The organism is Nocardia sp. NPDC051030 (assembly GCF_040683015.1).
Lineage (GTDB): Bacteria > Actinomycetota > Actinomycetes > Mycobacteriales > Mycobacteriaceae > Nocardia.
Window position 1 is genome coordinate 236,119 of sequence record NZ_JBFBCD010000006.1, and the last position, 21,550, is coordinate 257,668.

The following is a 21,550-nucleotide window of genomic DNA, read 5'->3' on the forward strand; positions in this document are numbered from 1 at the left end:
ACCTCACCGCTTGATCGCCGAGACGTATCCTCCACCGTAGACGTACAGGATGTGGCTACCGGGGTCAGCAGCGATTCCCACATCCGAAGGGACACTCAAGGTTTCGCGGATGGTCCGGGTATTGGGGTCGATGACTACCACCCCTTCGGAAGTGCATGCCGCGTAGACCGCGTGACCCGGATCGACAGTCACCCCGTGCAGGCGGCAATCCGCGGGGATGATCGTACTGCGGGTATTGGTGATGGTGTCGACGACGGCAAGCCCCGATCCAGATGTCACATAGGCGGTATGACTACTCGGATCGAGAGCGATCCGCCCAGGCATACCGCCGGGCTGGATCGACGAAACAACTGCGCGCGATGTAGTGTCGACGACTTTCACGCTGCCGTCGCTGAAGCTCGTGACGTAAGCCATGCCCGTGGTCGGGTCTACCGCTACGTCCTCCGACTGAAATCCGACATGGGGGATGGTGGCGACGACAGTTTTGGTGGCCGGATCGATCACCGAAACGTCGCTGCTCATGTCGTTGGGTGCGATTGCAGGATCGGTAATGTCGACGACGTACACGAGGTGAGTTTTGGTGTCCACAGCCACATTCCACGAGGACTTCCCGGTGGGAACGGTCGCGGTGACCTTATTGGTCGAGGTGTCGATGATCGAGACGGTGCTGGCGGCATTGGTCGTAGACCCACTGTTGGATCCGCTGTTGACGACATAGACCGTCCGGTTGACCGAATCCACCGCCACGCCTCTGGGGTTTTCCCCGACCGGAATAGTCGCTGTGACTTTGTTGGAAGTCATATCGATGACGGTGACGGAGTTGCTCGACGGGTTGGCCAGATAGAGCGAGTGGGTGCTCGGATCGGCATCCATCGTTCCGTCCATTGCGCTGCCGACTGGGATCTCGGTGATTGCCTGGCCGGTCTTACCGCCAGCGGCAGTGTCTCGATTCGCGATAACAAAGCCGGCGGCGGCCACAGCGGCGACGGCTACTCCCGCCGCGGCCGTGATGGCTATTGTCTTCCGCCGCCGGCGATTCGGGCCTACGCCGGTCCCGAAAGCCGGTGGAACCGGGCCCACAGCAGGCATAGTCGGGATGGGCGGCGCATAGTGCTGGACCGGTGCTGTAGGCCCTTCCAACGCATGCCCCACCGCCGAGACCAACTCGTGGCAGCTGACGAATCTATCGGCCGGATGCTTCGCCAGCGCGATCGCGAGTATCTCGTCGAGCGCAGGCGGGAGATGCGGGCACGGCACGGTCACCCGGGGCGGTGGCGAGTACAGGTGCGCATGCATAACCTGCGCCGCTTCCGTTGCCGGATACGGATTCTGGCCGGTAAGGAGCTTGTACAGCGAGCACGCGAGACTATAGATATCGGACCGGTGGTCTACCGCTTGCCCGCGGAGCTGCTCCGGCGAGGCGTAGGCGAGTGTCGCGACGAGACCACCCGTCCGGGTCAGCTCCGTCGCATCCGCCGCCGATTTGGCAATACCGAAATCGGAAAGCAGGACCTGCCGCCAGTCCCGGGACGAGAGCAAGAAATTGGAGGGCTTCACATCACGGTGCAGCAGGCCATGCTGGTGCGCGTAGTCCAGGCCTTTACCGATCTCACCGATGATGTGCAGTGCCCGCTGCGGCGGGATCGACTGTGGATCCTGAGCCAACAGCGTGCCGGCGTCGACACCCTCGACATACTGCATGGCGATCCACAGATAGCCCTGGTCCTCGCCGCGGTCGTAAACCGACACGATGTTCGGATGCGTGAGTCCGGCAACGATATTCGCTTCGCGGATGAACCTGGCCCGGTATTCGGGATCACTACTCAGCTGAGGTTGGAGAACCTTCAAAGCATCGAAGCGAGGAAGCGTCGGATGCGCAGCCAAATACACGCTGCCCATCCCACCCGTACCCAGAACCCGCTCGATCCGATACCCGCCGATAACGGCTCCAGTGCTGACAGTCACCGGCGGTTATTCTCGTGAGCGTGCGTGCTGGTCATGGAAATCCCCTCCAGATTTCTGCAATCATCTCTGTCGACAGGCACAGCGAGCTACATCTGAGATATGAAGCTCGACCTGACTGACATGCTTGCGTTGGCCTACTAGAGCGCCGGTCACCAATTATCGTTCGCGCTGATTCGTCCCGGCCTGAGGTCGTCGAGCTCTTCGACGTCGGTGAAGACCATTTCCGGGTCGCGCCGCTGGCGCTCAGGAGCATTCGGTGGAGCGGTGGAGGCCGGAATCGGTTCGGGGATGCGCTCATTGAGATCGGGAAGGTCCTCGATCAGGTCCGACATTTTTGGCATGCGGCCGCGACGTTCCTGGATCGGGTTCATGAGTTCGGCACTCTTCCGGCCCAATTCGGTTGCGGCGGTTTGGGCAGCCTCGGTGACCGCCTTGGCCAGTTCCTCGTGGGTGAGGTCTTCGGTGTCAACGAATTTGGTTTCGATGACCACACCGTCGGCGTTCAGGGTTACTGTCACTCGCTTCTGCAATGCCGTTCCGGCGGCGGTGAGTTGGGCACGCTTCTGCTGAATGTCGGCGAGGACCGCCATCTGCACCTGGAACTCGTCGATCATCGACGCGAGTTCGGCCTTCATGAATTCGTTGGCCATAGGGCTACTTGAAAGCGCTGGCGTTGGTTTGATCCGTGTTGGCGTGCAACTTCGACGAATCGTTCTGCCCGGTCGACTGATCGTCGGACTTCTTGGAGGCGTCTGCGGTCAGCTTCGTCAGGTTCTCGCGTGCGGCGGTGTAACCCTTCCCGTCTTCACCGTTGGCGAACTTCTCGCCGTAGGTGTCGTCACCCCAGGGTTCGCCCTTGCCGTCGATCGCGGACTCCAGCCTGGTAAGCACTGACTTGAAACGGTCTGTCACATTCGCGGTTTTAGTGCCCGCCTGCCGTAGTAGTTCGGGATCTACTTCAACTTTTCCGGCCATGACTCTGACTCCTCCCCGTGCGGCGATGCCGCCGACATTAGCCGCTGAGCAGCGTCGAAGGCAATGCGAAGCATCCGTTTTCGTGATCAGCGAGCGGTTCTAGCGCGGTAGCGCTGGGTGAATCCTGCGATGTATACGGTCGGAGGCACCGAAGACGATGAGGCTTCGATCACTCCGTCGTCGGCGATGTAGTAGATCGCCCGACCCAGCATGATTTCGCCCGGCTGCGTCGGCACGTAAACCATCCAGCCGGACTCGATGCGGTCTGCCGTCAACTGATCGAGCGGGTAGCCGGTGGTGTCCCGGCCGCTGTTCAGAATGTGCCGGTGCACTTGCTCGATCGCATCGATTCGAGACAGCGGGGGTGCGGTGACGAACGTGCGCAGCCCGGCGAGCGAGAACTGATTGAGCGCGGCATCCACGTCGAATCGCGCCGGATCGATTGCGGCGGCGATGGTGTCGAAGGTAACGACGCCCGCCTCTGCTGCCGCGACCAGCGTCGCCAGTGCTGCCTTCACCTGATCGGTCAGCGGTCCACCGGTGGCTTCGGCAAGCCCACCGGCCATGATCTCGGTCGTGGTGTCGGCGGTCCAGATGCCCGGCACCGCAGCAGCCAGACCGGGACCGGTCGGGGATCCGCCGCGGTACCACCGGCCGTTATCCCACCAGTAACAGAATGACAGCAACCCGGATCCGGTGCGCGGGTTCAGAATCGCGTCGGTCACCCAATCCGGTGCTCCCGCATAGAGTTCCGGCATTGGCGTGCTGCCGTTGTATGCCGCGTCCAACTCAGGTGAGTTCCAGACACCGCCGGAGATGACGGCTCGATCGCCCGGCAGGATATAGAGAGTGCTGCCACTGCGCTTCGTGCTCTCGTACCAAGCGAGCGACGGCAGGATCCGCGGTCCTTGCGGCGCTTCGATAGCGGCGAAGGTTGCTGCGATCGCCGTCCAGCGTGCCCAGAGCAGCGGCAGCGGAGGAAAGTCCGTCGTGGAGGCTTCTCCGCGGATGCCCTTGGCGCGGTCCATTCGAGCCTGCTCGGCAGCCAGTCGCGGCGGGCGCTGCTGTCGCCCGTCGTTCCCCACATACGCTGCCAGCCAGACCGGCAGCCGCCGACGCGGATATTCGGCGAGATCGGCCTGATACGCCTCGGGCGGAAACAATTGATCGTCGGGGAACGGCTCGTCGCCGTAGTCATAGTCCGTCTGTATCTCACCGGCGCTGGTGAGGACAATCCGCATTCTCCACCACGGACCGTCGGGCAACTGTGCGGCGACTTCGCGCTGCTCCTGCACCAAAAGCAGTGTCGCCTGCGAAGGCTCGGCACGCGCTACGCGCTCCTGTGCCGTGTACACGACATTCCATGCCTGTGTGGCGACTGTCCATGCGAATACGGCGTCGAGGCGTTCCCAGCCCTCCGGCCCGTCGGCGGCGAGTTCCCGGGCGATGCGATGGCTGAGTTCGCGGGCTTGCTCGTTGATCTGATTCTCATCGACGGTGGTCTGCGGTCCGGGATGGGAAACAACGGTCATTCCGATATCGGGATCGCCACCGGCCTGTACAAAACTGTTCATGAGTGTCTTCATGAACTCGTCATCCGGGTTCCCGGCCTGCGGACTGTTCACGCTGTCGCTCCCCTCGTCGACCAGGCGGCACTGGCTGCCCGTTCGGATACGTCTGCGACCCTACACATTCGCCGGCAGTGTTTCAGATCCGGCTATCACGGTTGCTCCAGGTTTACTTGCGTGCGCTGATGCGTCCGTCATCGGCAATGTGGAGGGTGCCGAGAGCCGACATGACGGAGTCTCCGGAGACAGTCACATCCCACCCGTCGTCGACCCTCAGCGGCTGAAACTTCGCTCGTTTGGTGTGCACCCCTGCACCCTGGAGATACAGGCGGACCCGTTCGACGGCTTCGGATTGTGGCAGCCCACCGGGTGGAGCGACATGAACCGGCCAGTCTCGTGCGATGAAACCGAGACGCTCGACTTCGCGCGCTCGCTGCTCTTCTGGGGTGGAATCTCGCCTGCGGACAAGGGTTCGCCAGAGCGGGTCGCGCTTGGACCAACGGTAGAAGAAGGGCTTGCTGCTCAGCTGTATTCCTGCGGTTATCCGTTGCGGGGCATCCCGTTTGGTGAGCGTGATAACCCCGGAATGCCCATGTCGACGAGGGAGGAACATTGTGTAGCGTTCCTCGCCTGGACGGCCCTTGACCGCTCTGGAATCGTCGTACCAAATGGTGGAAAACCGCTCGATCAGATCGTCGAACGCGGATGCTGGGCCGCCGTAGGTCAACCCGGCGACCAGGCCGTGAACCCGCCCGTTGAATCCCTTGTCAACCCGGTTGAAGCCCTCGCCAACGAGATCGGTGCGACTCCAGTTCTCCGAACCGTCGTGACTCGCGACGAATCCGGCTCCCTCCAGGAGTGAGACGAGTTCCCTGGCTCGGCGCTGCCCGTGCGCGACAACCGCTGCGGCTTGTCGTCGGGTGAGGGGGTTGAGCGTGGATGACCACCCGCCCCAGTAATGGGTGGTCTTTTCGGGCCCGATAACGGCGATGCCGTGCGGGATGAACCACAGAGATCGCATGGTGACACCCCTCGTCATCAGATCCGGCCTGTTCAGCTGAACATACCCGAGCGCCCCCGATCGACTTGAGGCTGCTGGTAGGTAGCGGGTCTCGGTCGCCCAGTTGCTGATCAACGATTTCTATGGCAGCGTGGCGCAAGATCGTCGCCTGTTCGTTCTCGAAACTATCAGGTGGACAGTGGAATAGCTGAGTAGTCGTTTCGAGCCGGGGGCGGGAGTGGCAGCACGGGGGTGTCGGTCCAAAACCGCCGCTAATCGCGTGGCCTGCCACGCGAGGAGGCTTCGGTGATCTGGCGTCCGCCCGGTGCCGACTACTACGGCTGGCTCGTCGGCATGCAATGGCCGCAAGGCAACGAAGACCTCATGTGGAGCCTGGCCGACGACTGGAAGGCCGCTTCGGCGGGGCTGAACAGCATTCAGGGCGATATCGACGCCGCGATGGCGGCAGTACGACTTGCCTACCCTGAAGGCGATGGCGGCGACGCCATGCTGAGCCAGCTGAAACTGTTGAAGTACGGCGGTGACGGTGGCGCGGGATCGATCGACAGCCTCGTCAAATGGTTCGACAGCATTGCCGGTCTGGCGGAGAACACCGGAACCGAGTTCGAGTACACGAAACTCATGTTCCACGCGATGTTGCTGATCATGGCGGTGGACATGGCGATTGCCGCAGCCACTCTGATCGGTGCGCCAGCCGCCGAAGCGGCCGTGATCGCAGCCAACCGCGTCACCACGCGAGTGCTGATAAAACAGTTGCTCAAGAAACTGGCTCAGCAGGGCCTGAAGTTCACCGAGATTGCCGAGCTCAAGGCGGTGATCAAAGAGCTGTCGATCAGGGCGGGCAAGTTCGTGGCCATGTCCGCTGGCCTCGGTGCGGTACTGGGCGCCGCGCCCGATGCCGCCATCCAGTTGTGGCAGGTCGAGCACGGCCGCCGTAAGGAATTCAACTGGGAACAGGTCGGCACCATGGCGGCGGCGGGGGCGGCCGGAGGGCTCGTCGCCGGCGGGGTTGGCGCACGTCTGCACGGTCTGTTCGGTACGCCGGCCAGCACTTTGGCTCGTGTGACGACCACGGGGATAACTGCCCTGGCGGCCGGTGGGTCCGCAGGTTTGGCAGGTTGGGCGACAAGCGGATTGATCACCAACCATTGGGAACTCGACCCTCGGATGATCACGGCCGGTATGTGGGGTGGTGCGGCGCCGGGAGCAGTGCGTGCCGTCCGCCCGACCGTATCCGCTCCGCATGTTCCCGAAGCCACTGCATCACTCAAAAGCGAACCGGCGCCGAGTAATCCTGGCACGCACAACGTCGGCGCTGATTCGCACCAGAATCAGTCGGTCGTGCCCGACCACTCCACCACCGACAGCTCGAAGCTAACGGGGAATGCGACGCACCTCGGGGATTCCACTGTTGGTAAACAGAATCCCGAGGTATCTCCGGCCGCCGCCCGGGTCACGGATCCCGTGGGCAGTCAACATGTGCCGACAGATCCGGTGGTGCACAACGAGATTGCTGGCAGTCCGGTTGCGGGGACACAGCAGGCGGCTGCCGCCCCTAGCGCGCATCAAGCGCCCAGCGTGGCAGATCCGAAGGTTTCCGGCAACGTCCAATCCGCCGGTCCCGCACACATATCGGGTGAGCCCCGCACGCCTGTGGACGGGCGGCCCGCGCCCACTGTAACTCCGCGAGCGGATACCCACGGTTCCGCAACGTCGGCGGACAGCACCCGAGCCGGGGCGGCCCCCAGCCGAGAGGCGGCGGGACCAGCGGCGCAGGTACAGGCCAAGACCACCGGCGCCGAAGTGACATCACGCGCTGGCGAGCGGGTCGAGGCCGCACAGACCGAACGGGCAGGCGTGCCCGCGGCCGATCGACCGGATACCCGGATCGGTGGCCGAAACGAAGACCCCACCTCAGGGCGGGAATCCACTCCTGATGGGCCGTCGGATCGAACACCCGCACGCGACGAACAGCAGCCGCATCGGGACGAGTCCGGGCGAACGCGTGATGAGGACGCCTCGGGGAACGGACGTAGTCCCGAGCGGGATGGTAGTGACCCGGCGCATAACGGCCAAACGCCTCATGACGCACAGCCACCCCACGGTTCAGATTCGGCTGCGCCGTCCGAACATGCGCCGCGATCTGTTCTGCCCGAAGATCATTCGATCACAGAGGCCGAGCGAAACCATGCGCTGAACGCCCTGAACAAGCTCGGGGACGAGATCGAAGCACGGCATCTGCTGCACGTCGACGACATCGACCAGGCCGGAGCGCACGCGAAGGCTGCGGAGAACCACGCCTGGTGGCAATCGCTGACCGGCGACGAGCAGGCGGCGATGGTCCGAACCCATCCGCACGAAGTCGGCAATGCCGATGGTGTTCCACCGCATGTCCGAGATCAGGCCAACCGGTTGTCGATTACCAGGGATCTGGCCGAACTGCGGGAACGTAATCCGCGCGTGGACAAATGGACGAGCCGGTTCACCGATCCGGAGGGTCGCCAGCAATTCAAGAATCTAGAGAGCACGGTGCGGAATCTGCAGCATGCAGAGGACCTCGCTGATGCATTCGCCAGACGGAATCAGGCCGATCTAGACGGCCCGGCGGGCCACCGGCCGCCGGTGCACGTCCTGTCCTATGACTCGACCGCCTTCAATGGTGAAGGGCGCGCGGTCGTCGCGTTCGGCGATGTGGGGAAAGCATCCACTGTCTCATGGCACGTCCCCGGCATCACCACTACGGTTCGTAGTCTGGAAGTGAACCTGAACAACGCGTTCAACCACTACTCGCTGACGTCCGACAATGTGCGGGATCCCGCCGCGGTGGCTTCGATCGCATGGATCGGCTACGACGCGCCGAGTGGTTCGCGGATCACCAAGGAGATGACGAATCCGGCACTGGCCCAGCGCGGCGGACAGTTGCTGGCCCGAGATGTGGCTGGGTTCAATCAGACTCGCAAACTCAATGCGGCGCTGCCGGATGGTGCTCCGTCGCCGGACGTCCATCTCTTCGGGCACAGCTATGGTTCCACCACAACGAGTTTCGCTGGGGCAGGCGGTCGCCTGTCCGGCGAGGTGTCGACCATTACTCTGCTGGGCTCGCCGGGCGCAGGCCCGGTGCTGCACGCGTCCGAGTTCGGTATCGGCGGCGACAACGTGTTCGTTGCCAGCTCGTCCCGCGACCCGGTCACTTGGATTGGTTCCAGCACTCCCGGCGAAATCTCACGCGCTGCACCAGGACTCGGAATGGGCCTGGGGCTGGACCCATCGGTCGAGGCTTTTGGGGCTCGTCGGATCACTGCCCAATTTCCTGGCGGTACACAAACGCTCAGCAATATCGGCACGCACACCGGGTACTACAAGTTCCACGACGAGAACCACCAGGTTCCGAGTGAATCGCTATACAACTTCGCGAAGATCGCCGCTGGAGACAGCGCGAATGTCATCCCCGAGTTCGCTCGTCCGGATCACGAGGGTCTCAACGCGTGGCAACGCAATATCGGTTCGTTGCCGAGCGACCCGGCTCACCTGCGCCCACCCATCTACGACCCGCACGAAGGCCCCCCGATCGGCTACGAGCATCTCGTGGACGAGTACCGAAATCCGGACCCGGTTCCGGATCGCGCAACCCTCCCCGAGGACCATCAACCGGTCAATGACTGCGGACCGCAAGCCCTTCGGCACGCCCAAGAGCTAACCGGAAACGAGAACATCCGCGTTCCGAATGACCCGGATATTGCGCATAGCGGTATGTCCGCCCGCGAACTCGAAGACGCGGCCGGTGCCCGCATGCAACGCATGGAGACCCCCGGCGTACTCGCCGACCACCTGACCCGCCTGGGCGAGGGCGCCACCGCAATCGTCGTGCACGAGTTCCACGGTCCCGCTGACGCGAACGGCATCGGTGCGCACGCCTACACGATCACGAACGAGGGTGGTCGACTACTAGTCCACGACCCCGCCATCGAGGGTGGCCCCCACCGATTCCCGCCAGATACCACGAACGTTCGATCAACGTACGCGATCGTCTACGACTCGCACGGCAACCCGGTGCATCCGGTCGAATCCGCTGCCCCGGTCCGTCCGGGTGCCACGCATCCGGAAGTCCGTATCGGCCAACCTGATCCGCACAGTACTCGCCCCGGACACCAGCCCGACCCGAACCAATCACGTTCTGCACCAGACGAACACGGCCGTCGCCCGACCGAACCAGAGTTGACGCCGCACGAACAGGCCGCCAAAGACGCCTGCGATCGGCTGCCACAAGCCGAACGCGATGCTCTCAACGACTATGCCGGCGATGCATACGCCGAAATCAACCGCCATTTGCGGTTCGGCGACGACCTTCACACGGTCTCCCGAGAGACCATCGACTTGATTCGTAGTGGGCTGAACCAGCTCCCAGACCACGTCGGCCTGGTCAAAAGGTCGATCACTCTCTCACCGGAAGAGATGAAGAAGTTCTGGTATGACAACCCCCGCGGCAGGGTGCTCCCAGACCCCGGATTCGTCTCGACCTCGAAGACCAAGTTCAAATGGAATCCGAACGTCGAGCTGACAATCGTGTCAGCTACCGGGAAAGACATTTCGTTCCTCCGGCCTCCCGGCAAGCGCGGCGAAGCAGAGGTACTCATCCCGGACGGCCGAGAATTTCGTGTTCTGGATCGGAACATGGGCAAAGACGGGATTCTGCGCCTCAGGTGGGAGGAGATCACCGAAGATTCGCCGCCGACGCATGCCGAGGATTCTGCCCCCAATTCGGCTCCGCACGACCTGGAACCGGATGAGCGTTTCCCCGAGGAACGCGTCGCGGACCACGACAAAGGCTTCTCGCTCGATATTGAGGATTCAGCATCGCCCAAGGTTCACGATGATGGCGCTGCGCCCACGCCCAGCCATGTTGAGGATCCGGACTCGCGACCTGCCTATTCTCCACCTGAGGATCAGCAATCAGGACCTGGACGAGACACCGAGCCGCTCCAGGATCACCCCGATGTCACCGCCCCAGCCCGTGACCACTCGGGGGTCGTGGACCTCAACGAACACTTCGGAAAGATACGAAAGCAGACCGAGGAGATTTTCGCCGCGTACCACGACCAGGATCGCCGCGCCGAGCTACCCGAGCTGCGCAGCGAATTCGCCAGACTCCTCGACGACGTAGGCCTACTCGACAACGCCACCGCCGTAACCCCGTGGCGAATGCTCCAAGCCCACGATCCCGAACTGGCCCACTACTTCGAGAACAACGCCAGATTCCTGCTCCCAGACCCCTCCGACACCACACCCGCCCGACCCCACGACCAACGCTCGGAGCACGCACCGCAACATCAGCGGACCAACGAACCGCATAGCCGCGACCCGGAGCACCGTCCGAACCAGGATGTCTCGCAACCGGATCCCACTCACCTACCTTCCGACCACACTCCACCCGCGGACCCGCTAGGCCACTACGCCGAACGCACCCCTGCCGGCCTTTCCATCCACGACGACCCCACAACTCGCGAACTCGCCCGCCGCGTCCCCGAAGACCCCCGCTACTTCACCATCGACGCCCACCTGACCGAAGACGGCCACATTGTGATCGACGGCCGCAAATACACCATGGAAGAGTTCGCCACCCGCCTCCCTGAACTCGGCTACGACGGCGGCCGCCCCATTCGCTTCATCGGCTGCGACGCTGCCACCAATGGCGCGGCCCCCCGTCTCGCCCACGCCCTCAATCGAGATGTCCTTGCCCCCACCAAATCCGCCTGGACCGACACCGACGGCCGCGTCTACGCCAGCACCGCCGAAACTCACCCCGGCGGCACCCGCCGCCCCCGCATCCCACCCGACGGCGAATGGGAAATCCACCACCCCAACGGAACCAAAACCAAAGCCTCCGAAGACGGCTTCGTCCCCGGAACTCATGAGCAGGACAAACATGGTGTCACCGGCGATGGCGCAGGTGAGCGTGCCGCTCGACCAGGTGAGCAAGAGCGCCCATCGCACCAGAACATCGAGTGGCGAGAGCCGGAGCACACCCAGACCAAGAAGGTGGTCGTGGAGCCTGGCGAGCCGTTCTTCGACCACAACCGCCCGGTGAATCAGAATCCGAGTTTGGAACCCCGTACCAGGTACGAGATTACGGACTCCGAGGGGCGGCGTACGACGGTGTATACGGATGGGTCGAACCCTCCGAGGATCACACACATTGATGCTCTTACCGACAACACCCGCACCGGATATGTCGAGAAGCCGGTCGCGAACCCAGACGCAAGTTACCCCCTGCCGGATGTGAACTATCGGATCGATACTGGGCATCCGGATCCCTTTACGCACAAGACAGACGAGGCAGGCCGCCCCGTCTACGACATAGACCGGTTCGGTCACCCTGACGGTCCTGAGTACAGGCCGGGAGGGGCAAAGTACCGCGAGATTCACGATTGGGACCCGGACGTGAAGGCGTTCACCAGTCGCACCGATCTGGAATCAGACTGCCGCTATGAGGTCTTCAATCGAGACGGCGGTGGTCCCCCGAAGCACCATGGCACTTTCTACACCTCCCCCGAACGCGCGGCAGGCGACAAGTCGCAGTTCACTCATGTGAATACCTGGACCGACCACAACCCAGAGCTCGGCAACCGCCGCACCATGCGACCTTTCGACGCACGTGCGCACGGAGAGGTGCCGGATGGCCTTCCGCTGGCGAACACTCGCTTCCAGGTCGGGGACCGTCTCTTCCACACCGACGATGTCGGCAACGCCTCAACGTCGTTCAAACCAGACTACGTTTCGCCTCATCCGGGCCGTGACGGTGACGTGCAAGGGCAAGTGGGCAGAGGTGGTTCGGTTGACTACTCGAGCGAGGTGTATCGGGGTGGCCATACGCAGGACCACAAATCCGGTTCGGTCAACGAGGCGATCGGGCTCATTTCGCAGTTGTACCGGGAGAACAACATACTTAAGACCAGTACAGATCCGAAGAGCCTCCACAACGACAGTTGGCGACGATCGGAGATGGATCGTCGCAACGCCTACGATGCTGGCATCGAGATCGAACGTGTTCGTGTGTTCGCGTCTCTGCCGTCGATAGGCCTCACCCCTGACCACGTTTACTGGATGGAGCAACGTGTGGACCCGGATACCGGGCAGCCTGTACTGCACTTCAGAAGTCACATCAATATCTAGGAGCCGCCTCGATGTCCGACCCCCACACCCACCCCCACGACCGGCTGGGGCACCCTCGGGAACCACAGCGGGTGCGTGAAGCCCAGTCGAATCGCATCCTGGAATGGGTCGTCGGACGGTTGCTGGACAGCACCGTAGACGGCTGGGCGCGTATCGATTTGAAGGTTGCGATGGCAGCCGACATCATCGACATGAAATACACGACTATCAACAGCGATGGCTCGGTGCAACTACGAGAAATTCCACCCGGGATGCTGCCTGCCTTCGTTGATATGCGGAATCTTCGCTACGAAGACGAGACCGGAACCTGGTTCTCGCTGCGTGTCCAAGTCGAGCCCCCAGGTTCGTACAAGGGCACCTTCAATTTCACAGTCGACCCGATCTGGAACCCGCCGATCTCTCCTGACACCTATCAGAAGGATCTGGAGCTGTATCCGCGCTCGCAGGAGAGTATTCCTCGATGGCTGAGTGCGAAGCTTGACCCGGATCTGCCGCTGGTCCCTGTTGCACCTGGAAGTCTTGCCGAAATAGTTGAATACACCAATCGTGTTTCACTTCAGGTTCGATTGACTCTGCCGCAAGGGTGGAGCTACGCCCAGGTCCAATTTCGCGAGGTTGGAGGGTATTTCGAAACGAGTGCACTGGTCCAGGATGTCACCGGCCGGATGATCCCCTGGACTCCGCCGATTGAGGTTGGGGAGCGGTTCAGTGAGTTGCGAGCCGCGTCGAGAGGTCGACCAGCGATCTTTTACAAGGCTCGGTTTGAGGTCTGGTACACGGGAGAAGAGGACCTGCGGAGTTTCGGGCCTGATGAGCCGGGCTGGATCAGCCCGCCGCCTCCGGAGGCATACCAGGAGGAACTGCGTCGCTCGGAGGGTTTCGAATATGACTTGCCAGCCTGGCTAACTGCGCACTCAGTCTGACGTGCAGGGTTTTCGATAGAAGCGGAGAATGGTAATGAGCAGTTCAGGCAAGGTTCCGGAGGGTTGGGATCCTGAGGTATTCGCACAAATCCGTGCCGAATCCGATGCCGAACAAGCGGCACTGTCGCCCGAGGATCGGGAAAGATTCGCCAAAATGGATTGGGCATATCTCGATAGTCTCGATACCTCCGACAACTATGCGCCAGACAGCCTCCAAGACAAAATGCGCGATGTGCCCGGATTTGACGATAACTTGAACCCATTTCCCCTCACCAGGCAGCCCGACGAGGAGTCGTAACGCGATCATGGACTGGTGTTACATATGAATCTGGGTGTGCCAGTGGGCCCAGGACTTGACGCACACGCCGCGTCGGTCGCGCGAGCTTCCTCGATAGCGACGGCGCAATTTGAGAGACAGGCTGTCCCTCAAGATGGTTCGGATCGAGCGTCGGCTGGGATCGGTGGATAGGCTTGCATCCGTCGGCGCTATGCGCCGTCTGGGTAACGGCAGGTTGCGAATAGCCGTGGACGTGTTGTTTCCTTACGGCAGATATGCGTGAGCTCTAACGTCGTTGACAATTAAGCAATTTCGGCAGCATCGTCGTCGAGATAGCCACCAGCTCTGGAAGCGGCATGTCAGCAACATGTTCGCCGCTGTGATGGTCGGGATCGTGTTCTGCCGCGCGCACGGCGGCAAGCCCCGGATTGGGCCACGGAATCTATTGCCGGGCAGGGCGTATACCAATCACGCCATCCGGGACTGGGCGCGCCGGCACGGCATCCGGGTGGTCATTCCATGACCGGGCGACCTGACCACTCACCGCGGTCTACAGGACACGACCTAGTCGGTGGAGATAGCGCGTCGCGTCGCGACCAGGGTCGCACCTGCCCACACCACGCACAGGACAAACACACCCCCTGGGATGATCATCCGCCACGGGTTGTTCTTCCACGTCAATTCCTCATCGTAGGACGTGCTTTGGCTGGTGCTTTTGTAGCCGCCACACCGGTCTCCGGCGTTCATCTTCTCCCCACCGCAGGACGCGGTGTCGCCGCGAGAGCATGCACCGATCAGGAAGAACACCACCGCCACAGTGGCGATGATGCCCGCCCACTTCAGGTGCGTAACCGCCTTGTCGAGCACCCGATCCTCGCTTTTCTCCGACACAGATCCAATTCCCTTCCAGACCACACGGGTTCGCGCCGCCCTCGCGCTCGGCTTGGTGGCGCGAAACTCACTTCACCGCAATCTCAGCGCATCGGAGTCTCGTGTGCGAATCGGGAGGCGAGAAGCACCCCTGCAGAATTCGGCGGCAGCACGAATCGATCGAGCCTCGATGACTCCGACAATGCACCGGACAGCCTCCAGGACAAGATGCGTGATGTGCCCGGGTTTGGCGACAACCTGAATCCGTTTCCCCTCACGAGGGAGCCGGGGGGGGGACTCGTAAGCTGGTCACGAGTGCACCGCGCGGGACGCCGCAGTGCACAGTTCCCGTGTCTGGCAAGATCAATCGGTGCCGGGGTGGAAAGTGTCTGCCCGGTGGGGAATTCGATGTGGGGAGTACAACTGTGAAGCATCCTGTATTCGCGGCCATCGGGGCTGTTGTTGCGATCGCCGCTCTGACCGGCTGCGGGTCCACGACTTCGAGCGGGGCGATGGCGACGTCGGCAAGTAGTAGTTCCATCGCCGCGACGACCACACAGGATCGTGCAGCCGGGTTGGGCTCGGCGTCGAAGACCACCTGCGCCGCGTTCCTGGCCAAGAGCCGGTCCGACAAGCAGTCGTTGCTTCGGCAGGTCATCGCCGAGAACCCGAACTGGAGTGGGCACGATGCAGATGATCTGGGCATCACGTGGGCGGAAATGAACTGCAAGGGCAGCGGTAAGGAGAACCAGGCGATCGGAGTCGCGTTGGAGGTTCAGCCCTCGACCGTGGCGACGTTCCAGAATGTGTCCACCATGACCTGCCGTGAATTCCTTATCAAGGACACCGACGATGACACGGGAATCGCGCTGATGCAGCAGCTCACCAAGGAGACGCCGAGCGTCGGCGCCGCGGGCCCCTTCCCCACGCTCATCAAGATCCGAACGGAGTGCAAGAAGCCCGGTTCTGCGGACAAGACACTGGCCTCGGTGGCCAAGTAGCTGCGGATGATGCGGTGAAAGGCATAGCGGCCCAAGTGATCATGGGAAGCTGAGCCGACGCAGGTCGTCATCCACGGTATGACTACGACCGCGCCAGTGGTTACGCTGCGAACACATCCACCTGGGAGGGGATACCGATGGCAGACGGCGACAACACCTTTACCGGCCTCAAGGCCGACGCCCGCGACGGCGGGTTCACCCCGACCGATCCCTCCAAGGGGTTGAACTTCAACCATGACGTGGCGACAACGCTGGCGACGCATTGTGCCACCCTGCTGGACACGGTGGATGCGGCTCTCGAGGTCGTTCGGCCGACGACGGACCTGAAGGCACTCAACCAGAGGACCTCGGGAGCGAGTCTGGCGGACAAGTTCAACGCGGCCGCCAAGAATCTGGTCGAGACGGTGCTGAAGAACCACCAGGCAATTCTCACCGATATGGGCGAGACATTCGCGGCGGCAGGCGGGATATACAGTACTGCCGATCAGGGATCGGCTGAGGCATTCAATGGGAAATACACTGATCAGCAGCTGAGTTCTGCGTTCCAAAGCCTTCGCGCAAAGCCCGGTCAGCCCGGCTTGGCTGTATCTGGAATACACGTCGATTCGGTGAAGCTCCCAGGTTGGGGGCAATCGAGTTGGAGTGCCGGCTGGGACGGAACCGACAACGGGTATTCCTGGTCCGGTACTGCAAAGAAGGATTACGGCAACAAGCTCACCGACACTCAAGAAGTATCCGGACTCAACAATAGTGCTCACGCAAATGGGGTCACGCTCGACCCGGTCTACATCGAACCGGACTATGGCGCCCAATATGAGTGGGATGATTTTCATAACCATTGGGTACATGTCAAGGATTCGAAGGTTGTCGATCAGCTTGCGAACTTCGCGCAAGAATGGCATACGGCGCATGTGTATATCAAGGCTGAGGTGGCAAACTTTAAAGCTGCCGCAATGAAGTACCTTCAGGGATATCAGGGCAACATGTCGGAGGTGGACAAGGTCTGGGCGTCACCGGCGGCGCTCAAGGCACAGACCGCCATCGTGAAATACCTGACCAACCTGGAGGGTTTGACAAATTCTATGGCGGCCATGAGCGAGAATTACGCTTTCGCTAATGGATGGCTCAAGAAGTTGCAGAATTTCCTGCCCTACAACAGTATTTCCGATACTTACCCTGCATCCAGTAGAAGTGCTAATCAAAGTGAAATCGATAAAGCGATGAAAGCCATGCGAGAGGCATGGAATAATTGGTACGTCGAGGGTCTCAAGGATTCCAGTGCTGCCGTTCCGATCATGCAAGATCCGAAGGCTGCGATTGCGGTAGAGCCGCCGAAGCAAGAAGGCCCTCCGAATCCGAAGACTACGCAGGTCGACAATACTTCGCCGAGTGGTAGTCCAAAGGTTCAGACACCGAATCTGGATAACGCTGATCCTGCCAATACTAATCCCACGAATACCAACCCGACGAACACGAATCCAACAACAACGAACCCGACTAACACTAACGACACGTCGCTTTCAACTATCGCCTCCACGCTTTCGAGCATGGTGTCAACGGGGGCGCAGGCTTTGGAGACGGTCGCTACGCAGATCTCGACAGCTATTCAGTCCGCGCAGAAGACCACTACGACGACTACGAGTCCCACGGATACGACGACCACCACGACGAGCCCGGTCGATACGGCATTGACCAACCTTGCGTCCTTGATTTCTGGTGGTGGTAGCCCCAGTTCGACCAACCCCATCACTACGGGGGGTAGCCCGACTACGGTGAAGACCGACGACAAGACCACCACCAAGCTCTACCCGCGCGCAACCGTGGCGGACGACAGCGGGACGACGACTTCTACAACCACCTCGCGCGCGGGTTTAGCGTCGACTTCGACGTCAGGAACCTCGTCGACTACGCCCATGAGTGGAAGTCCCATGGGGTCGAGCGGCGCTGCGGGCGGGCAGGGACAGAAGGATTACAAGCGGGCCAGCTATCTCAATTCCGCACAAAACCTGGACGAAGTCCTGAATGTCGCTCCCGAAGCTGTGACATCGGTGGCCGAAAAATGACCTCGAGCTGGCGGTTCACCGAGGCCGAGTTCTACGTCCTCTGGATGGATCAGGCGGGGGAAGAACCACCCGAACCGTTCATGTTCACGTCCCCGACAAGGACTCCAGAGGACTTCGAAACCGAGCTACGCGAGGCACGAGAAAGCCTGAGCGACAAGTTGGCTGGCTTCCATTCGGCCTCCGATGCCATGGCGAACCCGGATCTGTTCCTGTCCGCATACGGGTGGAACGAGCAGGATCGGTGGGGCAAGGGCTCGCTGATTCGTGTGCTCGCAACGAGGAAGGGGGCGAAAGGTTATGTAATCACCCAGCTTCCGGGGTCAACGTATTGGCGTCGAGGTGGATACACGGTGGTCGAGTGTGATCCGCTCCGGCTCGCCGATGCGGTCATCGGCGCCATGCCCGCCGCTGGTCGTGGGAGCCGGGGAGACATCGGGCTGACATCCAATGATCAGGATTTGGACCATGACTTCGGCCGTTCAGCCATTTCCGCTCCCTCTGACACCGCAGTATCGAGGACCAAGGAATTCCTGAAAGCACCGGCGACGAGCGCAGGTGAGATCCACATCGTCCAAGGCAGTTCGGTTTTCGGCCCACGGGGCATTACTCGCCATCTGGTGCGTTTCCGGGATCTCGCTGAGGACGGCCGCTACGCCGTGACCGAGAACCCTGAACAGGCTCTTGCGGTGGACGAAGCCAGGTTTACTTCTGTGCTCAACAGCTACATCGCGGCGGTGATCCGCACGATCAAGGAGGAGCGCGGAACGTGAAGTGCTGGGAACTAGGTGGCGTCGTCGGCGGGCCCTGTGATAGTTGTACGGTTAGCTAACTGGGAGGGGAGTTGTTCATGACCGAGTCGGGGGCGGCGAGTTCTGGGGCTGCTGAGCAGGATTGGCCTTCGGTCACTGCGGCTAGTTCGAACGGGGCTATTCGGGTTCGGACCACCGAGCAGGGCCTGCCGCTGGCGGTGAAGATCGATCCAGCTGAGCTGCATCGGGATCCAACCCAGTTGGCTGCGGAGTTGCTGCGGGTTTGTCAGCGGGCTGCGAATCGCGCCGGGCTGGCCAGGCGGAAGCAGTTGGAAGAGGCCGGGATGAGTGCTGCGGGGTTGGCTCGGACCGGGTTGCCGACTGAGGCTGATGTTGCTCGACAGGAGATTGTCGAGGAACAGGATTACGATACTGAGCCGCAGAGTTGGCTCCGTACGGTGTGAGGGGCGCGTGATGGTTCAGTCTATGGATGAGCTCGAGGATCGGGTTCGTCGGCAGCTGTATCGGTTTCAGGATTTGGCCGATCAGATGGCCGCGGTTCGGGGGCGGGAGACGTCCGAGGACGGGGCTGTCACGGCCGAGGTCGATGGGAATGGTGCGCTGAAGGATTTGCAGTTCAGCAGTGCTGTTTCGCGGATGACGCCGGGGGAGTTCGAGCGGGCCGTGGTGGATACGGCGGCCGCGGCGGCGCGGAATGCTTTCGAGCGGCGGGCCGAGATCGTCAACCACTTCAATGAGGAGATGGCCGGCTAGCGCGGCCGGTTTGTTTACGCAACCTTGAGCCAGAGTTTGCGCCTTGCTATCTGGCACAACCTAATTCGTGCTTGTACTGTTCATTCAAGATCTTTGTACCTGGGAGGGATCACCGATGGCTGCCGAACTTGTTAGAGCTGACCTCGAGAAGATTGCGGCTTACGGCACTGAGCATGCGGGAATCGCGGCGAACATCGCCGGTGCCGCGGCCGCCGACTCGATCAGCGCGCTCGCGCAAGCGGTGCCGGTGTTCGGCATCATCGGTCAGGACTTCCTGCTGGCTTTCGCTATCGCGCAGGGCAATTACCTGACCTCCTCGGCCGAGGTTGCCGCCGTGCACGGCCAGACCGCGATCAGCGCCATGTCGGCCGTCGGCGTCTACCAGGGTGCCGATCTGACCTCGGCGACGAGCTTCCTCAAGTCCCTGTGACCGAAGCAACTGGCGGTGCGACCGCCGCACCGAACACGACCGTGCTGGATGTGCTGAACTCCAGCGGGGTCGGATCGGCGTTGAATCAGCCGGTATCGGAGGTGTTGAGCGGGCTGAACCTGCCTGCGCTGCCGCAGCTTCCGTCGATCACGCTGCCGGATCTGTCGGGCATTCAGATGCCCACACTGCCGACGATCGATCCGACCACGCTGATCTCCCCGGTGATCAGCTTGATCTCCTCGTTTGGCAGCGGCACGCTCGGCACTGCGCTCACCTCGATCTTCTCGGCGGTTTCCAGCGCGCTCTCCTCGTCGTCGACCGCCAGTACGGCGGCGACCACCGCGGTCTCGTCCGGATGGCAGGGCGTAGCCGCGCAGGCAGCCGAGGTGAAGAGCAAAGAGGTTGAGACCAATGTCCCGGGGCTGCTCGCGCAGGCCGAGAATCTGAAGGTGATCCTGCTCGAAGCGGAGCAGATCGTCGCGGAGGGATACGCCGAACTTTCCGCGCTCATCGCGAGATTCGTCGGCGAGGTCATCGCCGGGATGACCTTCTTGCTCACTCCCGCCGGATTGCCGTATCTGATCACCATGGCGACGGATGCCGTCTCGGAAGCGGGCGCCATCACGGCGAAGACGCGGGTTCAGTTGTCCGCCAGCACCGTCGCGGTCACGGGCGCGGGCACCAAGCTGCTGATCGCCGGCGCGCCCACCGCTGCCGATGCCGCGTCGCTGGCCAATCAGGTCTCGCAGGCGATGTCGCCGTTCGTGAGCGTCGGCACGCAGGTCGCGGAGAAGGTGGTCGAAAAGGGCAGCAGCGTGGTGACTTCCGGTGCGTCGGCCGTCAGCTCGGCGATCAGTAGCATCACCTCGAGTAACAGCACCACGACCACTACCACCACCAGTCCGACCACCACCACGACCACGAAAACCAACGACGAGAAGACGACCGAGAAGACTCCGACCGACACCACCACGACCACCACGGGCGGCGGACTCGATACCGGTGGCAGCGGAATCGTGAGCGGCATGCCGAACGGTGGATCGCCGTCGAGCCCGCTCTCCGGATCCAGGATTCCGACGAGCGAAGTCAGCTCCGGGACGCCTACCGGTCGCTCTCTCACCTCGAACAAGTCGAATTCGACGACCACGGTGCCCAGCATGATGTCGCCGTCGGCGGCCGGTGCGGGACGGGCCGGGGATGCCGGGGAGTCCGATGTGGATCGGATGCCGAATCTGGTCACCGGTGCGCATGGTGACGAGGTTGTCGGGCTCATCGAAGGCGTGTCGATCCCGGTTGTCGGTGCCATCGAAGCCGTCGACGAACCACCGGACAAGGCGCTCACACTCTGATGGCTCGCACCGGTGCGATGCCCGACAGCTGTCAGCGTTTGAAACTGACGGTGTTTATAACTGAAAACGCAGGGGTAACAGGAGGATTGGCATGAGCACCACCGATTTCGAGGGTTTGCGGTTCGACGCGTCGACGGCACTGTCCGTCGCCACGAGCCTCGACGCGCTCGCCGACCGCATTGCCGAGGGCATGGGGATCGAGCAGGCGAAGCTCACCGTCTCACCGGCCGGGTCCGACGAAGTGTCGGTGCGGGCCTCGCAGACGCTGAACACCGTCGCCGCCTCGTTCCAGCAGTCCGGCGGCGCCGGCGTGGACGAGGTGCGCAAGCTGGCCGCCACCCTGCGCGCGCAATTCGATCAGTTCGGTCAGATCGAAGAGCAGAGCGTGCAGAGCTTCACGGCGCCCGCGGTGTGA

At 62.1% G+C, this 21,550-nt stretch carries 17 protein-coding genes; 12 read left to right on the plus strand and 5 right to left on the minus strand.

Annotated features, from left to right (window positions below; genetic code table 11):
- Positions 1-3: 3 nt before the first annotated feature.
- From AB0N05_RS21925 to AB0N05_RS21940, 4 genes are all read right to left on the minus strand, one after another.
- Positions 4-1,965 (minus strand): serine/threonine-protein kinase, encoded by a 1,962-nt coding sequence (locus AB0N05_RS21925; protein ID WP_364697124.1) that lies wholly within the window; start codon positions 1,963-1,965, stop codon positions 4-6.
- Positions 1,966-2,114: 149 nt separating this feature from the next.
- On the minus strand, positions 2,115-2,615 hold the full coding sequence (locus tag AB0N05_RS21930; RefSeq protein WP_364697127.1) for a YbaB/EbfC family nucleoid-associated protein: 501 nt from the start codon (positions 2,613-2,615) through the stop codon (positions 2,115-2,117).
- A 4-nt stretch (positions 2,616-2,619) separates the two neighbouring features.
- Positions 2,620-2,940, minus strand: a complete 321-nt coding sequence (locus AB0N05_RS21935; RefSeq protein ID WP_364697130.1) for a hypothetical protein — start codon at positions 2,938-2,940, stop codon at positions 2,620-2,622.
- 86 nt (positions 2,941-3,026) lie between these two features.
- A complete protein-coding gene (locus AB0N05_RS21940) occupies positions 3,027-4,514 on the minus strand; it encodes a hypothetical protein (protein WP_364697133.1) in 1,488 nt (495 codons plus the stop codon).
- Between AB0N05_RS21940 and AB0N05_RS21945 the strand changes: the two genes are divergently transcribed.
- From AB0N05_RS21945 to AB0N05_RS21960, 4 genes are all read left to right on the plus strand, one after another.
- Entirely contained in the window at positions 4,513-5,370 is an 858-nt protein-coding gene (locus AB0N05_RS21945; protein WP_364697135.1) for a hypothetical protein, read from the plus strand. The two genes, AB0N05_RS21940 and AB0N05_RS21945, sit on opposite strands and share 2 nt — an antisense overlap.
- A gap of 444 nt (positions 5,371-5,814) precedes the next feature.
- Entirely contained in the window at positions 5,815-12,699 is a 6,885-nt protein-coding gene (locus tag AB0N05_RS21950; protein WP_364697138.1) for an alpha/beta hydrolase, read from the plus strand.
- Positions 12,700-12,710: 11 nt separating this feature from the next.
- Positions 12,711-13,622 carry a hypothetical protein gene (locus AB0N05_RS21955; RefSeq protein ID WP_364697141.1) on the plus strand — a complete coding sequence of 304 codons (912 nt, stop codon included), beginning with the start codon at positions 12,711-12,713 and terminating at the stop codon, positions 13,620-13,622.
- A gap of 34 nt (positions 13,623-13,656) precedes the next feature.
- Positions 13,657-13,920, plus strand: a complete 264-nt coding sequence (locus AB0N05_RS21960; RefSeq protein ID WP_364697144.1) for a hypothetical protein — start codon at positions 13,657-13,659, stop codon at positions 13,918-13,920.
- Between the two features lie 543 nt (positions 13,921-14,463).
- Here AB0N05_RS21960 and AB0N05_RS21965 read toward each other — a convergent pair.
- Positions 14,464-14,790, minus strand: a complete 327-nt coding sequence (locus tag AB0N05_RS21965) for a hypothetical protein (RefSeq protein WP_364697146.1) — start codon at positions 14,788-14,790, stop codon at positions 14,464-14,466.
- A 404-nt stretch (positions 14,791-15,194) separates the two neighbouring features.
- Between AB0N05_RS21965 and AB0N05_RS21970 the strand changes: the two genes are divergently transcribed.
- The 8 genes from AB0N05_RS21970 (at position 15,195) to AB0N05_RS22005 (ending at position 21,550) form a co-directional block, all read left to right on the plus strand.
- Positions 15,195-15,770 carry a hypothetical protein gene (locus tag AB0N05_RS21970; RefSeq protein WP_364697149.1) on the plus strand — a complete coding sequence of 192 codons (576 nt, stop codon included), beginning with the start codon at positions 15,195-15,197 and terminating at the stop codon, positions 15,768-15,770.
- Between the two features lie 137 nt (positions 15,771-15,907).
- Positions 15,908-17,833, plus strand: a complete 1,926-nt coding sequence (locus AB0N05_RS21975) for a hypothetical protein (RefSeq protein WP_364697152.1) — start codon at positions 15,908-15,910, stop codon at positions 17,831-17,833.
- A complete protein-coding gene (locus AB0N05_RS21980; protein WP_364697155.1) occupies positions 17,830-18,603 on the plus strand; it encodes an ESX secretion-associated protein EspG in 774 nt (257 codons plus the stop codon). Before AB0N05_RS21975 ends, AB0N05_RS21980 begins: the two co-directional genes overlap by 4 nt.
- Positions 18,604-18,680: 77 nt before the next feature.
- Positions 18,681-19,046 carry a hypothetical protein gene (locus tag AB0N05_RS21985; RefSeq protein WP_364697158.1) on the plus strand — a complete coding sequence of 122 codons (366 nt, stop codon included), beginning with the start codon at positions 18,681-18,683 and terminating at the stop codon, positions 19,044-19,046.
- Positions 19,047-19,068: 22 nt separating this feature from the next.
- Positions 19,069-19,356, plus strand: a complete 288-nt coding sequence (locus tag AB0N05_RS21990; RefSeq protein WP_364697161.1) for a YbaB/EbfC family nucleoid-associated protein — start codon at positions 19,069-19,071, stop codon at positions 19,354-19,356.
- Between the two features lie 115 nt (positions 19,357-19,471).
- Entirely contained in the window at positions 19,472-19,786 is a 315-nt protein-coding gene (locus tag AB0N05_RS21995; RefSeq protein ID WP_364697164.1) for a type VII secretion target, read from the plus strand.
- Positions 19,783-21,135 (plus strand): hypothetical protein, encoded by a 1,353-nt coding sequence (locus AB0N05_RS22000; RefSeq protein ID WP_364697168.1) that lies wholly within the window; start codon positions 19,783-19,785, stop codon positions 21,133-21,135. The genes AB0N05_RS21995 and AB0N05_RS22000 overlap by 4 nt, the downstream gene beginning before the upstream one ends.
- A gap of 91 nt (positions 21,136-21,226) precedes the next feature.
- Entirely contained in the window at positions 21,227-21,550 is a 324-nt protein-coding gene (locus tag AB0N05_RS22005; protein ID WP_364697171.1) for a PE family protein, read from the plus strand.